The 15166-nt window shown below is 62.5% G+C and carries 14 protein-coding genes; 8 read left to right on the top strand and 6 right to left on the bottom strand.

The features are described 5' to 3' along the window. Together recR and Q9Q94_RS15595 are read left to right on the top strand one after the other, a co-directional pair. Complete coding sequence (gene recR, locus Q9Q94_RS15600) at positions 1 to 639, top strand: recombination mediator RecR (RefSeq protein ID WP_305981048.1); 639 nt, start codon at positions 1 to 3, stop codon at positions 637 to 639. Between the two features lie 19 nt (positions 640 to 658). Then, on the top strand, positions 659 to 1276 hold the full coding sequence (locus tag Q9Q94_RS15595) for a DUF2059 domain-containing protein (RefSeq protein WP_305981047.1): 618 nt from the start codon (positions 659 to 661) through the stop codon (positions 1274 to 1276). 67 nt (positions 1277 to 1343) lie between these two features. Here Q9Q94_RS15595 and Q9Q94_RS15590 read toward each other — a convergent pair whose 3' ends face one another. The 3 genes from Q9Q94_RS15590 to Q9Q94_RS15580 form a co-directional block, all read right to left on the bottom strand. After that, the gene (locus Q9Q94_RS15590) at positions 1344 to 1844 is read right to left on the bottom strand and encodes a MaoC/PaaZ C-terminal domain-containing protein (protein ID WP_305981046.1); all 501 of its coding nucleotides are present in this window, start codon (positions 1842 to 1844) and stop codon (positions 1344 to 1346) included. 12 nt (positions 1845 to 1856) lie between these two features. Next, a complete protein-coding gene (gene fabI, locus Q9Q94_RS15585) occupies positions 1857 to 2621 on the bottom strand; it encodes an enoyl-ACP reductase FabI (protein WP_305981045.1) in 765 nt (254 codons plus the stop codon). 189 nt (positions 2622 to 2810) lie between these two features. Continuing rightward, positions 2811 to 3587, bottom strand: a complete 777-nt coding sequence (locus Q9Q94_RS15580) for an HAD-IIA family hydrolase (protein ID WP_305981044.1) — start codon at positions 3585 to 3587, stop codon at positions 2811 to 2813. A 270-nt stretch (positions 3588 to 3857) separates the two neighbouring features. On the opposite strand from Q9Q94_RS15580, the gene petA reads away from it, so the two are divergent. The 5 genes from petA to Q9Q94_RS15555 all read left to right on the top strand — a co-directional run bounded on the left by petA (position 3858) and on the right by Q9Q94_RS15555 (position 8111). Further along, complete coding sequence (gene petA / locus Q9Q94_RS15575; protein ID WP_371929865.1) at positions 3858 to 4487, top strand: ubiquinol-cytochrome c reductase iron-sulfur subunit; 630 nt, start codon at positions 3858 to 3860, stop codon at positions 4485 to 4487. 3 nt (positions 4488 to 4490) lie between these two features. Continuing rightward, positions 4491 to 5981: a cytochrome bc complex cytochrome b subunit gene (locus Q9Q94_RS15570; protein ID WP_371929864.1), complete on the top strand. Its 1491-nt coding sequence runs from the start codon at positions 4491 to 4493 to the stop codon at positions 5979 to 5981. After that, positions 5978 to 6748 (top strand): cytochrome c1, encoded by a 771-nt coding sequence (locus Q9Q94_RS15565; protein WP_305981043.1) that lies wholly within the window; start codon positions 5978 to 5980, stop codon positions 6746 to 6748. The genes Q9Q94_RS15570 and Q9Q94_RS15565 overlap by 4 nt, the downstream gene beginning before the upstream one ends. 102 nt (positions 6749 to 6850) lie before the next feature. Beyond that, a complete protein-coding gene (locus tag Q9Q94_RS15560; RefSeq protein WP_305981149.1) occupies positions 6851 to 7450 on the top strand; it encodes a glutathione S-transferase N-terminal domain-containing protein in 600 nt (199 codons plus the stop codon). A 199-nt stretch (positions 7451 to 7649) separates the two neighbouring features. Continuing rightward, positions 7650 to 8111: a ClpXP protease specificity-enhancing factor gene (locus Q9Q94_RS15555; RefSeq protein ID WP_305981042.1), complete on the top strand. Its 462-nt coding sequence runs from the start codon at positions 7650 to 7652 to the stop codon at positions 8109 to 8111. Between the two features lie 29 nt (positions 8112 to 8140). Here Q9Q94_RS15555 and Q9Q94_RS15550 read toward each other — a convergent pair whose 3' ends face one another. Beyond that, on the bottom strand, positions 8141 to 9355 hold the full coding sequence (locus Q9Q94_RS15550) for a glycosyltransferase (protein WP_305981041.1): 1215 nt from the start codon (positions 9353 to 9355) through the stop codon (positions 8141 to 8143). Between the two features lie 234 nt (positions 9356 to 9589). Here Q9Q94_RS15550 and Q9Q94_RS15545 point away from each other — a divergent pair, with 234 nt between their 5' ends. Further along, positions 9590 to 12706, top strand: a complete 3117-nt coding sequence (locus Q9Q94_RS15545) for an EAL domain-containing protein (RefSeq protein WP_305981040.1) — start codon at positions 9590 to 9592, stop codon at positions 12704 to 12706. Positions 12707 to 12843: 137 nt separating this feature from the next. Here Q9Q94_RS15545 and Q9Q94_RS15540 read toward each other — a convergent pair whose 3' ends face one another. Beyond that, the gene (locus Q9Q94_RS15540; protein ID WP_305981039.1) at positions 12844 to 14571 is read right to left on the bottom strand and encodes a beta-ketoacyl synthase N-terminal-like domain-containing protein; all 1728 of its coding nucleotides are present in this window, start codon (positions 14569 to 14571) and stop codon (positions 12844 to 12846) included. Further along, positions 14572 to 15165: a hypothetical protein gene (locus Q9Q94_RS15535; RefSeq protein WP_305981038.1), complete on the bottom strand. Its 594-nt coding sequence runs from the start codon at positions 15163 to 15165 to the stop codon at positions 14572 to 14574. Position 15166 lies beyond the last annotated feature (1 nt).

The raw sequence follows: 15166 nt of genomic DNA, 5'->3' as shown, positions 1-15166 counted from the left end.
ATGGTGGAGCCGGAGTGCCGGCCCCATCTCCCTCACTCCCCACTCCCCAACGTGTCCCTCATCGATCAGCTTACCGAAGCCCTGCGGGTGCTGCCCGGCGTTGGCCCGAAATCGGCCCAGCGCATGGTTTACCACCTGCTGCAGCGCAATCGCGAGGGCGCTGCACGCCTGTCGGCGGCGCTGGCCACTGCGCTTGCCGACGTGAAGCATTGCGCGCGCTGCAATACATTCACCGAGGCCGAAGTGTGCGAACGCTGCCTCAATCCGCAGCGCGATCCTTCGCAGCTATGCGTGGTGGAAATGCCCTCGGATCTGATGGTGATGGAATCGACGCAGGCCTATCGCGGCCTGTATTACGTGCTGATGGGGCGAATCTCGCCGCTGGATGGGGTTGGTCCGCGCGAACTGAAGCTCGACAAGCTGATCGCTCGTGCCACTGATGGCACGGTGGAAGAGGTGATCCTTGCCACCAATTTCACCAACGAGGGCGAGGCGACGGCCCACTATGTCAGCGAAATGCTGCGCGCGCGCGGCCTCAAGGTCAGCCGTATCGCGCGCGGCGTGCCGGTGGGCGGCGAGCTCGAACATACCGATCTGGGAACCGTTGCGCAGGCCTTCGTTGAGCGGCGCGGCTGGTGATTTTCTTCGGGAACGAAGAATGAAACGTTTGGTGGCGACTTTCCTGATGGGGTGTTCTCTGGCGGCATGGGCCGATGAGGCGGCGCATCGCAAGCTGGCCGAGGAACTGATGGGGCTGACCCAGACCGAAACCAGCGTGCGCAACTGGCGCAAGCGTCTTGAGGGCCAGGCACAGGAGGTGATCGACGAGGCCATGCAGGGGCGCCGCCCCGAGCAGCTCAGCGAAGCCCAGCGTCAGGCTGTACGGCGTTTCACCGAGCGTGGCGGGCAGGCGCTGGAGGGGGGGCTGGCCTGGTCAAAGCTCAAGGATCCGCTGGCGCGGCTGTACATGGAAACCTTCACCGAGAGCGAAACCCGGGAACTCGTGGCGTTCTACAGGACGCCGACCGGGCAGAAGATGCTCAGCGGTTTGCCTGCTCTTGCAGAAGGCGTCACTCGTGTCGTGCGCGGCCAGGTGGATGGCATGCGTCCGCAGTTGCAAGGCATTTCGCAGGATTTTCACACTGAGTTTGCACGTGCCGTCAGCGAACCGGCGACGGACAAGCCGTTCGACAAGCGGCCGGAGAAAGCGCTTGCCAAGCTGCCGTCTGCAGCAAAGCCTGTTTGCGTGAATGCCAGGACTGGCCGCAGCTGTTGACGCAAGGCGGAGGATTGGCTTGAAAACGGGGCGCTGTGGCGCCCCGTTTGCGTCATGGCTGCGTAGCTCAGGGTTTGATGGCGAAGGCGCTGTTGTCCAGCGATACCGGCGGGACGGGCATTTTCGGACGGCGGATTTTTTCGCTCGGCGCGATGACTTCGGCCTCGCCTTTCACGACGGCCTTGCCATCCTGATTGGTACACACGCAGTCGAAGATGACGCGTTTCTTGTCGTCGAACTTTTCGCGCGCAGTGACCGTGACGGTGAGCCGGTCGCCGGGCTTGACCGGGCGCGTGAAGCGCAGGGTCTGGCCCATGTAGATGGTGCCGGGGCCGGGCAGATGCACGCCGAGCACGGTGGACACCAGTGCTCCGCTGAAGATGCCGTGGGCGATCACGCCGCCGAACATGGAGGCCTTGGCGTATTCGTGGTCGAGGTGGGCGGGGTTGATGTCGCCCGAGAGCGCGGCGAAGAGCTGGATGTCCGCCTCACTGATCGTGCGCGTGAGGCTGGCAGACTCGCCGATCCGGATTTCGTCGTAGGTGCGGTTTTCGATGAAGTCGGTCATGGCGTCGCGTCCTCAATCAATGATGTTGTAACCACCGTCCACGTGGATCGTTCCGCCCGTCAGCGAACGGGCGCCGTCGCTGACAAGATAGGCGCACAGGGCTCCGACGTCGTCGATATCCACCAGCTTGTGCAGGGGCGCGCGCTCGGCGGCCGATTGCATCAGGTTGTCGAAATTCTTGATGCCCGAGGCGGCACGGGTGGCCAGCGGCCCCGGTGAGATGGCGTGTACGCGGATGCCCTTGGGGCCGAGTTCGGAGGCGACATAGCGGGTGGCCGACTGCAGTGCGGCTTTCACCGGGCCCATCATGCCGTAGTTGGCAACGACTTCATCGGCGCCGTGATAGCTCATGGTGAGCAGGCAGCCGCCTTGCATCATCAGTGGTTCGGCGAGCTTGGCCATGCGCATGAAGGAGTGGCAGGAGATGTCCATGGCCCGGGAGAAGCCTTCGCGTGAGCAATCTGTGACGCGACCGTGCAGATCTTCCTTGGGGGCAAAGGCAATCGAGTGGACGAGAAAGTCCAGTCGCCCCCATTGCTTCTGGATGGCCTCGAAGACGGCTTCGAGTTCGCCGGGCTTTTCCACATCCAGCGGCAGAATCAACTGCGCCCCCAGTTGTTCGGCCAGCGGCCGCACGTAACTTTCCGATTTCGGGTTCAGATAGGTGATGGCCAGATCTGCGCCACCCTGGCGGAAAGCCTTGGCGCAGCCGTAGGCGATGCTGTGATCGTTGGCGACGCCGACGATGAGACCGAGTTTCCCTCTGAGACTGAACATGGCCAACCCTCCTGAAATTGTGCGGACGCAAAAAGTCTAGGCTGATTCGTCAGCCGGCGCATCAGGCACCTTCGGGCGGAAGATTGTTTTTGGCTTTGATCTGTATGGTGTTTTGGTCATGCGACCCGCTCAAAGGAGATGCTTCTCCTTTGGCGGATGCGCTGCAGCATTGCTTGAGACGTGGCGGGCTCAGAGCGCGGCGAGATCGATGTCGCCAACCGTGTTGAAGACGTAATCCGGTTTGTAGGGAAACTCGGTCATCAGTTGCGGGGTGGTGACGCCGGAGAGCACCAGAATGGTGCCCATGCCTGCTTCCATGCCGCCAACGATATCGGTGTCCATGCGGTCACCGATCATGACGCACTCTTCCGGGTGCGCGCCGAGCTTGCGCGCGGCCAGCATCATCATCAGCGAGTTGGGCTTGCCGACGATATAGGGTTTTTTGCCGGTAGCGGCCGAAATGGCGGCGAGCAGCGTGCCTGCAGCGGGCTCCAGACCGCCTTCGACCGGATCGATCATGTCGGGGTTGGTGCCGATGAATTTGGCGCCCTGATCAATGAAGCGCACGGCTTTCTTGAGCTGTTCGTAACTCAATGACGAGCATTTTGCGACGACCACGTAGTCCGGGTTGGATTCCGAAATCGAGAATCCGACGTTGTAGAGCTCGTTGATCAGGCCACCACCCCCCATTACGTAGGCCGTGGCGTGCTGTTTCTGGTTCTGGTTCTTGAGAAACATCGCCGTGGCCATGGCTGCGGTGATGAAGTTGGCTTCGGTCAGGCCTTCGATGCCCAGACTGGCAAGTTTGAGCTTCAGGTCCAGCGGGGTCTGTTCAGCGTTGTTGGTGAGAAACAGGAACGGGGTCTGCGTATCCAGCAAACGCTGCACGAAGTCCTTGGCGCCGGGCACGAGCTGCTTGCCGCGGTAGATGACGCCGTCCATGTCGGAAATGATGCTCTTGGCCATGTTGAGTGTTCCTGAGGGCAGTGGGGATGACAATGCATGAAGTATGCCGCAGAAAGATGAAGGTGGTCCTGCAGGGCATCAAAACACGGCTTGAACCTCAGGAAACGAGCTTTCGGACGCGCCTCTGGAGGATGCCATAAGGGTTTCTTTGTGTCGGAGAGTGGCTTCAGTACTGGTTTTGCGTGTTTTGGGAGGGGCGTGGACTTTAATCCATGCTGCCGAATTGGCTATAATCGCCCAGCTTTGAATCACAATCACTCGGGGTTTGCAATGAGCGATAACAAACAAGATGCATCCGGCGGAGAGTCCTGCTGCGCTTGCAGCCTGGATTCACGTCGCACCATGCTGGCCGCCACGGTCGGTGCGGGAGCGGTCGTGGGCCTGGGTGTAGCAACGCCCTTTGTTGCCAGTTTCATGCCGTCCGAACGCGCCAAGGCCGCCGGCGCCCCGGTGGAAGTGGATCTCTCGAAGATCAAGGCCGGAGAAATGATCACGGTCGAATGGCAGGGCAAGCCGGTGTGGATCCTGCGCCGAACCCCTGAAATGATTGCGGCGCTGTCGAAGAATGATGCCGCGCTGGCGGATCCGGCTTCCGAACGCGCGGTGCAGCCCGAGTACGTGAAAGGTGTGGCGCGAGCGATCAAGGACGAGTTCTTCGTCTGCCTTGGGGTCTGTACCCATCTGGGCTGTTCGCCGAATCCCAAGTTTGCCGTGGGGAGCGAAAGCGGCATGGGCGACGCCTGGAACGGCGGTTTTCTGTGTCCGTGCCATGGCTCCCAGTTCGATCTGGCCGGGCGGGTCTTCAAGAGCATGCCGGCGCCGACGAATCTGGTGATTCCGCCGCACGCCTATCTGAGTGATACCCGCCTGCTCATCGGCAAAGATTCTGCGGAGGCCTGAACGATGACATGCTGCAAGATCGTGACTGACAAGGCGCAACAATTGCTGGGCTGGGTGGATGAACGTTTTCCGCTGACCACGCTGTACCGTGAGCACCTGGCCGAGTATTACGCACCGAAGAATTTCAACTTCTGGTACTTCTTCGGCTCGCTGGCGCTGCTGGTGCTGGTGATCCAGATCGTCACCGGCATCTTTCTGGTAATGCACTACAAGCCGGATGCCTCGCTGAATGCCGCCGGTGTGCCGGTGGCCTTTGCCAGTGTGGAATACATCATGCGCGACGTGGCGGGCGGCAAGTTCATCCGCTACATGCACTCCACGGGGGCCTCGATGTTCTTCATCGTGGTGTACCTGCACATGTTCCGTGGCCTGCTCTACGGTTCCTACCGCAAACCGCGCGAGCTGATCTGGCTGTTCGGCATGGCAATCTTCCTGTGCCTGATGGCCGAAGCCTTCTTCGGCTATCTGCTGCCTTGGGGCCAGATGTCGTTCTGGGGCGCGCAGGTGATCGTCAATCTGTTCGAGGCGATCCCGGTGATCGGGCCGGATCTGTCGATCTTCATCCGCGGTGATTTCGTCGTGTCGGATGCGACGCTGAACCGCTTCTTTGCCTTCCACGTGATCGCGATTCCTCTGGTGCTGCTGGGCCTGGTGGCGGCGCACCTGATTGCGCTGCATGAAGTCGGCTCGAACAATCCGGATGGCGTCGAGATCAAGAAGTACAAGGACGCGAATGGCATTCCGCTGGATGGCATTCCTTTCCACCCGTACTACACCGTGAAGGACATCTTCGGCGTATCGATCTTCCTGATCGTCTTTGCCATCATCGTGTTCTTCGCACCTGAAGGCGGTGGTTACTTCCTGGAGTTCAACAACTTCTTCCCGGCAGATTCGCTGAAGACCCCCGCGCACATTGCACCGGTCTGGTACTTCACGCCCTTCTATTCGATGCTGCGCGCCACGACCTCGGACTTCCTGCCAGTGCTGTGGGCTTTCGTGGCACTGATTGCCGGACTGACCTTCCGTGGTACGGGCTGCGTGTGGATCAAGCGTGCCTGCCTGTTGCTGGTGGCGGGTCTGTACTGGGGCTTCTTCGGTCTGACGGTATTCGGCTTCACGCCGCCACCGATTGATCCGGTGGTGCTGGGCGTGCACCTCGGGCGCGGTCTGGACGCCAAATTCTGGGGCGTGGCAATGATGGGCGGCTCGGTGATGCTCTTCGGCCTGCTGCCCTGGCTGGATCAGAGCCCGGTCAAGTCAATCCGCTACAAGGGGCCGCTGTTCAAGACCATCCTGACCCTGTTCGTGATCAGTTTCGTGCTGCTGGGTTTCCTCGGCACCAAGGCTCCGGGCTATGCCTTCTTCGGTCTGATCCCGGGCGGCCCGGTGGCGGCGATCTGCACCATCCTGTATCTGGCCTTCTTTGGCCTGATGCCCTGGTATTCGCGCATCGACAAGACCAAACCCGAACCGGAAAGGGTGACCTCGAAATGAGTCTGCTCAATAAATTGCTTGCTGCCGCCGCACTGGCGGTGACGATGGCCGGTGTCCCCATGGTGGCCCAGGCAGCCGGCGGGCCGGCGCTCGACAAGGCGCCGGTGCGTTTTGACGATGCTTCCCTGCAGCAGGGCGCCAAGCTCTTCGTCAATTACTGCCTGAGCTGTCACGGTGCGAGCTCGGTGCGTTACAACACCTTGACCCAGATCGGTCTTTCCGAACAGCAGATCAAGGATAATCTGATGTTCGCTGCCGACAAGCCGGGCGAGCAGATGATGGTGGCGCTGCGTCGCGACGATGCGCGCAAGTGGTTCGGTGTTGCGCCGCCGGATCTGTCCGTGATTGCCCGCGCGCGTGCTTCCGAACAAGGCAGTGGCGCCGACTGGTTGTATACCTATCTGCGCCAGTTCTACCGTGACGATTCGCGTCCGACCGGCTGGAACAACGTGCTGTTTCCTGGCGTAGGCATGCCGCATGCCCTGTGGGGTCTGCAGGGCGAGCAGGAAGCGCATTTCGTCACCAAGGATGATGGCCATGGCAACAAGGTCACCCATCTGGAAAGCCTGGAGATCGTGAAGCCGGGCACGCTGACGAAAGAAGAGTATGACGAGCAGGTCGCCAATCTGGTTTCCTTCATCACCTGGATGGGTGAGCCGGGCCAGGAAACCCGCCGCAGCATGGGCTGGCTGGTGCTTGCTGTTCTGAGTGTGTTTGCCGTCGTTTCCTGGCTGCTCAAGCGGGCATACTGGAAAGACGTGCATTGATCGGGTGTGAACCAAATGATGGTGTTGGCTGGTCGCGACAGCGACGCGCAGCAGGCGCGTCGGGTGGTTCGTGACACTGAATATTCCTGGAGTAATTCCGCAATGATGAACTTGTATTCCGGTACAACGGATCCCTTTAGCCACCGCTGCCGGATCGTGCTGTACGAAAAAGGCATGGATTTCCAGGTCGTTGACGTAGACCTCTTCAACAAGCCTGAGGACATTGCCGTCATCAATCCCTACAACCGCGTGCCGGTGATGGTGGATCGTGATCTGGTCCTGTACGAATCGAACATCATCAATGAGTACATCGATGAGCGCTTCCCGCATCCGCAGCTGATGCCGCCGGATCCGATCATGCGTGCCAAGGCCCGTCAGATCCTGCACACGCTGGAAAACGAACTGTTCTCGCACATCGAAGCGCTGGAAAAGAACCAGAAGGCTGCGGCCGACAAGGCTCGTGGCCATGTCCGCGACCAGCTGTTGCAACTCGTGCCGCTGTTTGCCAAGCAGAAGTACATGCTCGGCGACGAGTTCTCCATGCTCGACGTGGCGATTGCCCCGCTGCTGTGGCGCCTTGAGCATTACAACATCGAGCTGCCGAAGACGGCTGCGCCGCTGATGAAGTACGCCGAGCGGATCTTTACCCGCCAAGGCTTCATCGATGCGCTGACCCCCTCCGAACGCGCCATGCGTCGGTAAACACCCATCGGCCTGCTGTGCGGGCCGATTTTGAGACTGCGATGCTCGCCGTATTCATATACGGCTGCGCTTCTCCTCTCAAACTCGGCTCCGCTCGCTACGGCAGCTGGGCATTTCCCGAGCAGGAGATCACTTCTCTGAACTCGTGAGATCATGTTCGGGCGCATTTCGCGCCCGAATTGTTTTCAAGGTCTGCACCATGAGCACCCCTCAGCCTTCCTCTACCAAGCCCTATCTGGTCCGTGCCATTCATGAATGGTGTGTGGACAACAGTTTCACGCCCTACATCGTGGTGCAGGTGAACGAGCGCACGCGCGTGCCGGTGCAGCATGTGCGCGACGGTCAGATCGTGCTGAACATCGCGCCCTACGCGACAGGTGGCTTGCAGATTTCAGCTGATGAAGTGACCTGCCAGGCGCGCTTTGGTGGTGTGGCACAGAGCCTGTATGTGCCGATGAGCCAGATTCTCGCCATCTATGCGCGTGAGAATGGTCAGGGCATGGCTTTCGAGCTGGGTGCTATCGCAGGTTCCGGCATGGAACTGGGTGGTGTGCTTGCGGCAGAAGACCTGGTGGAGGTGTCCGGCGAGGCCGTCGAGCCTTCTCCAGAACCTGAGCCTCCCGCTCCGCCAAAGGGCGGCCATCTGCGCCGCATCAAGTAAGCGCGCGGCTTCGCACGGGGCTGTCCCGGTCAGCCGCTCTGGGTGGAGCTTTCCGGCATGCCTGCCTGAAGATCCTTGCTGGAGGCGGCTCTTCGGACAATCAAATCCTGATACAGCGCGCCCAGCCGAAGGGCCATTTCTCGCGCCGACCAGGTTCGCGCGGTGGCTGCAGCGGCATTCCCCAGTGCTTTCAGCGCAACACGATCTGCCAGCAGCGCAACGGACTTGGCCGCAAAGTCCGCCACATCATCCTGCGCAATCACTGTACCCGCCGCGCCTTCGAGGATCTCGCGGGTACCCATGACCGACAGTGCCAGCACCGGGCAGCCGAGAGCCATGGCTTCGAGCAGGACCAGCCCCTGGGTTTCGGTGCGCGAGGCAAACACGAACAGGTCTGCCGCACGGTAGCAATCCGCCAGCGCATTGCGCCGGTCCAGATAGCCGAGAAAACGGACGTGATCGTTCAGCCCTAGAGCCGCGGCCTGACTGCGCAAGCCAGCCAGGGCCGGGCCTTCACCGGTGACCAGCAGGAGCACGTCAGGCAGTGTCTGGCGCACCCGGTCGACGACCTCCAGCAGGAAACCGATGTTTTTTTCGAAGGCCACGCGGCCGACAAACAGCAGTAGAGGGCGCTCCGGAGCGATGCCGTGCAGCTGGCGGAAGGCCGCTCCGTCGCCACCGCTGAAGCGTTCCTCGCGCAGGCCGGTGGGCAGGATGTGCAGCGGCCGGGTGACGCCGTAATCGCGTAGCTCGGCAGCCATCGCCTGCGAGGGCACCACCACGGCATCGAGCTGGTTGCACTGGCCGCGCGAGAAGCGTCGGGCTGCAGCGCGCATCAGGCTGCGTGGCAGGAAGGGAATGTAGTGATACAGATACTCTTCGAAGAAGGTGTGATAGGTGGTGACGACCGGCACGTCCAGCGCGCGGGCGATTTCCAGCCCGGCATAGTGCGCGGCAAACGGCGTCTGGATATGAACCAGATCGAAATCCGGCTCAGGCTGTTGCTGCAGCCAGTGGCGAATCTCGCGGCGACGCATCAGGCGGTCTTCCGGGTCCATCGGCAGGAAGCGTGCGGGGATGCGCACGACGCCCGGCTCTGGCGGCTCGGCATCCTGCGGGTAGGCCGGGGCGATGAGCGTGGTGTGGATATCCAGCGCCTGCAGTTCGCTGCGGAAGGTTTCGATGGAGGTGGACACACCGTTGATACGCGGGAAGTACACATCCGAAATCATCAGGATTTTCATGGAAGTCGCAGCGGCTGATCGTGTTGCGAATGTACGACCCGCATGTGACGCCGGTGTTTCATCCGGATGTCGTTCCGCCGCAACACTATTTGACCTTTTCAGGCCCCGGAAATGTGAGCTAATTCCTTGTTTGGCAAATGTATTGCCGCCGCGTGTGGGGTAGCGCTGCTTGCCGGTGTATCGTTCGCAATCTGTCATGAAATACGCAATACGGCGTCGTCAGAACGCCGGTTCATGACTCAAGCCGGGCAAGATCCGGCGGTGATCGGGGGAGCAAGCTTGGGGCTGGATTCGATTCGTACGCAATGCCTGTTGCGCGGCGTGAGCCGTGCCGTCTGCGCCTGTCTGCCTGTAGCCAGCGCCAGTGCGGCGCAGAGCAGTGCAGACATGGGCTTCGATGCAACCCGGGTCGTGGGAGCGGCCATCCTGTTGTTGCTGGCGGCCGTCCTGCTGTATCGCCGGCAGCTGCACGAGCTGTCGGCGCGAACCCGCAGGCTGCAGCAATCCGAGGAACGTTTCCGCGTCATCGTCGAAGGCACCAGCGTGGTGGCCTGGGAATACGACGCCGGCTCAAACGCCTTCACCTATGTTTCCGCGCCGGGCGAGAGCCTGCTCGGTTTTGCGCTGACGGACTGGCAGCAGTCCGGTTTCTGGCAGTCCCGGTTGCATCCGGATGATCGCGAACTCGCCCTGTCTTTCCTGCGCGGCCTGATGATCAGTGGCGGCGAGCGGGAGTGTGAATACCGTCTGGTCCACGCCGACGGGCATGAAATTCATGTGCGCGATCTGCGCGGCCCGATCGAAGTCGGACACGTCATCGGCATGCGCGGCATTTTCGTGGATATCACGGCCCACAAGGCCTCCGAAGCCGCGCTGGAAGACAGCGAGGCCCGCTTTCGGGGCACCTTCGAGCAAGCGGCCGTGGGCGTGTGCCTGTGCGCCGTGTCCGGCCGCTACATGCGCGTCAATCAACGCTATTGCGAGATTACCGGCTTCAGCGAAGCCGAGCTGTTGCTGCGGGATTTTCGCGAGATCACCCACCCGGACGATATCGAGCCGAATGATCGCCTGCTCGATGCACTGATTCTTGATACTGCCGAGACCTTTGCCATCGAAAAACGCATGGTCCGGCGCGGTGGCGACATGGTGTGGGTCAATCTCACCATGTCGCTGGTGCGCTCGCGGCGCGGCAGCGGCCAGTTCATGGAAGTGATCGAGGACATCACCGCACGCAAGCAGGCCGAGCGCGAACTGCGCGACAACGAAGGACGCATGCGTACCATCCTGTCGGCCATGCGCGAGGGCGTGATCATGCGTGACGCCACGGGCCGCGTCATCATTGCCAATGCCGCCGCACACCGCCTTTACGGTCTGGGGCTCGACGAACATTTTCCCCCGTTGCAGGAGCCCGAAGGCTACAGCTTCGTGCGCGAGGACGGCAGCGCCTGTCCGATTTCCGAACTGCCCGGCGCGCGTGCCATGCACTTTGGCCGTCCGGCGTCCGCCGTGCTGGGTATCGACCGGCGCGACGGCACGCGCGGCTGGATGCTGGCCAAGGCCGAGCCCCTGCAGCGCGATGAGCACACCGGCCTGCATCCGGTGGTGCTGACGCTTAATGACGTGACCGCCCAGCGCCGGGCTGAGGAAGAGTTGCGTCTGGCTGCCACGGTGTTCGATCACAGTGTCGAAGCCATCATGATCACCGATGCACAGCGGCGCATCCTCTCGGTCAACAAGGCCTTCACCGACCTCACCGGTTTTGCTGCCAGTTCGGTGGTCGGCCAGACGCCTGCGCTGCTCTCTGCCTCGCGCCATGGTCTGGCGTACTACGACAGCATCTGGAAGGAGGCCACCGAGCAGGGGGCCTGGCAAGGCGAGATCTGGCAGCGCCGGCGCGATGGCTCGGAATTCCCGGAGTGGCTCTCGATTGGTGCCGTGCGTGACCGTGGCAATGCCATCACCCACTACGTCGCGGTGTTTTCCGACATTACCGAGCGCAAGGCGAATGAGGCGCGCATCGCCTTCCTGGCCCACCATGACCCGCTCACCGCATTGCCCAACCGCACCCTGTTCCAGGACCGCCTCGAACAGGCACTGGGCCGTGCCGAGCGCAGCGGCAGCATGCTGGCCCTGCTGTTCCTCGACCTGGACCGCTTCAAGACCATCAACGATTCACTCGGGCATCTGGTTGGCGATCGTCTCCTCCAGTCGGTTGCCGAGCGCCTGCAGCACTGTGTGCGCGATACGGACACGATCTGCCGGCAGGGGGGGGACGAGTTCATCATCGTGCTGCCCGAGATCCAGGATACTGAAGCCCCCGCGCGCATTGCCGAAAAGATCCTGCGGCGGCTGGCCGAGCCGTTTGAAGTCGACAGCCATGTGCTGGGCACCTCCTTCTCCATTGGCATTGCGGTGTATCCCGACGATGGCACCGACGCCGACACCCTGATGAAGAACGCCGACACGGCGATGTATCACGCCAAGGAAAACGGGCGGAACACCTACCGTTTCTTTACCGAGACCATGAACGCCAATGCGCTGGATCGTCTGCAGGTCGAGAATCACCTGCGTCGCGCGCTTGAGCATAACGAACTCAGCCTGCACTTCCAGCCGCAGGTCAATCTCCACACCGGCGCCATCGTTGGCGGCGAAGCACTGCTGCGCTGGCAGTCCGATGCGCTGGGTTTCGTGCCGCCCGGGCGTTTCATCCCGATTGCCGAAGAGTCCGGCCTGATCGTGCCGATCGGTCGCTGGGTGCTGCGCGAGGCCTGCCGGCTGGCCATGAGCTGGTACGAAAACGGGATCCGCAATGTCACCGTGGCCGTCAACATCTCTGCGTTGCAGTTCCGGCGCGACGACATCGTGGCTTGCGTTCGTGACGTGCTCGCCGAAACCGGCTTGCCGCCCGAATATCTGGAGCTCGAGCTCACCGAGTCCCTGCTCATGGAACACGTCGAAGACGTGCTCGACACCGTGCAGCGACTCAAGACGCTGGGTGTGCGCCTGTCCATCGACGACTTCGGCACCGGCTATTCCTCGCTCTCCTACCTCAAGCGTTTTGCGGTGGATCGCCTGAAGATCGATCAGGGCTTCGTGCGCGACATGGTTGAAGACCCGGATGACGCCGCCATCGTGCGCGCCATCATCCAGCTCGGCCGCAGCCTCAAGCTGGAAGTCATCGCCGAGGGCGCCGAATCGCGCCATCAGGTCGACTTCCTGATGCGCGAAGGCTGTCGCGAATCGCAGGGCTATTTCTTCTGCCCGCCGGTGGCCAACGACGTGTTCATGGACATGCTGGCGCGCGGGCAGGCCTCTGCCGGGCAGGAAAAGCTGCCGTTCACGGTCAACTGAACGCAGTCCTGCCCCTGCCTGTAGAGCCGCATGTAGATTGAGTCTTCAGCCAGGCAGTCCGCACGGCCGCGCGGAGCGGTCTTGTCCGGCATGGCAGGCTGAAGATGGCCGCCGGATGCGGCTCTTCAGGCTGTTGATCAGATCAGCCTGAATCCTGAACAGGCTGGATCGCCGAGCGCGTCGAGGCTGGTGGGCAGCGGCGCGTAATCACCGTCAGCCACCGGCAGCAGACGTAGCCACTGGCTGCTCCCCTCGCCGTCTTCCGCCACCCAGCCCAGCAGCACGCCGCCCGGGCCGGCGCGGGAGCAGGCCAGGCGCAGGGCGGCGAGCGGATCACGTGTTGTCAGGCAGCGCGCATCGCCCCGCCAGTTCAGCGCCTTGGCCAGATGCGCCAGCGCCTGATTCGGCTGGCTCTGCAGAAAGCCGAGCGGCATCGGTTGCCCGTCCCGTGCTTCGACGAGTGCGGCGCGCAGCGCCTGATCCGGGCCGAGCAGGCTAGCCAGCGAAAGCAGGGTGCCCGCCGGCAGCGTCGTTTCGCCCGCATCGGCGAGGCATTCCAGCGCACCGTAGAGCACCAGTTCCGCCCAGCGCCCGATGCGGCGCGGCTTTGCGCCGAGGCGCGCGGCCAGTCGCTCGCGCCAGTCCGGCGGTGGCGGGCTGGCAAAGTAACGGCCGGTGATGCGTAGCCCGGATGAAGCGCAACGCAATCCGGGGTGAGCGGGTGAGCGCTCCCCGGGCTGATCGTTCCCACGCTCCCGCGTGGGAATGCTGTCCCCTGACCCGGACTCCCGTTGGCCGCCTGCATCTGGGCGATGCGTGCAATCCTCAAGAATGAGCGTGGCATGCCCGCCACCGAAGCCGAGGATCGTGCTCATCAGGGTGCGCGTGGGCGCTGCCGCGCTGGTCTGCGTCAGGCCGAACTCCGCATCTGCCGCCGCGCGCGGCGTTGGCCACACGCCGGTTTCGAGACTGGCCGTCAGCAGCGCCAGCTCAGCGGCGACGGAGGCGCCCAAGGTGTGCCCCATCTCCGCTTTCAGGCTCACCAGCGGCGGCAGCTCGGCGAAGACGCTGCGCAAACCGGCGATCTCCGTTGCGTCATTGCCGGGGCTGCCGGCGGCCTGCAGCTTGATCAGATCAATGTCGCCGGCATGCAGCCCGGCGCTGGCCAGTGCCTGTGTGCACATCTGCGCCACCGCCGCGGGCGTCGCGCCGGCCGCATCGCTGCCATCCACCACGTTCGCGCCGCCGGCGATGCGCCAGCGCGCGGGCGTCGTGCCCAGCCACAGCGCCGCCACCGCTTCGCCCAGCACCAGCCCGGCGCGGTCGGCCGCCAGCGGGCGTGGGCGTTGCGTGTCGAGCAGCCCCATCGCCCCGAAACCCGCGCTGGTAAAGCGATTGGCGAGCTCCAGCCCCAGCACCAAGGCGTGGCGCGCCTCTCCAGCCTGCAGCGTTGCGCAGGCCGCCAGCACCGCGTTGCTGGCTGAGGTACAGGCGGTCGAGATCCAGATGACTGGACCCTGCCAGTCCAGCCAGCCCGCCACGCGTTCGGCCGCCTGCTGGCAATCGTGATCGGCCGGTGCGCCATCCTCCAGCGCCCCGACGTCCAGCGAGCAGGAGGCGAGAAACAAGGGGGCCGTGCGATCCACTGCGCCACATTCGGCCACAGCTTGCCGCACCAGCCGGCGCGCGCGGGCGTACCAGTCGGACTCGGTGGCGTCGATGGTGAAATACGGCCAGACGATGCCGGGGCCGACCTCCAACTGTGCCGGCGCGACGCCGCCCGCTTTCAGGCAGGCCAGCGCGGCGGGGAGATCAGGGCCGAGGGCCGAGACGAGGCCGCGGCCGTGGAGGAAAACCGCTTGCATTTAGGCGGTCAATTCGAATTCGATGGATTCGCCCACCCGAATCCGATCTCTGAAGAAGTCGTGCATCGGACTGTTCTGCTCAAGTTCGTCAAGTGAGCAGCTGTGCACTGAGACCTTTGCGCAGTCTGGTGACCAAGAGTCCCACAGAACGCTGAAATCGAAGCTGAAATCGCCCGGCCTGGTGCTGGTGATCACACGTTTTCCGGCGGATGATTCAACGCGAAAAGAGAAGCCAGACCTGCGTTTCGGGGTATTCCGCAGATCGTCGAAGATTTTTGACGTAGATTTTGCTTCTGCAGGGGGAGCCGGCTCATCCTCGGCAAAAAACTCATCAATGGTTTTTCCCGCGCGAATCGTTGGCTCATCGGTCAGCATGGTGACTTTGATTACTTGACCTGCCTGTACGGTTTGGTTTCCAATCCATATGAGATGGGTGGATTCGCCGCCATCTGGATAGGCTCCTCCGCTCATGTCAAGGTCAGCCAGAGCGTCGGCAATGACTGTGCCGCCAACCCTGACGTTCAATACGTTCAGCCCATCGGTTGAAACTGTCGCGAGGGTGATTCCGTCAATTGAGAGGCTCAGTGCTGGCATA

The organism is Uliginosibacterium sp. 31-16 (assembly GCF_030730865.1).
Classification (GTDB): Bacteria; Pseudomonadota; Gammaproteobacteria; order Burkholderiales; family Rhodocyclaceae; genus Uliginosibacterium.
This window is presented reverse-complemented; position numbering and strand designations above follow the sequence as displayed.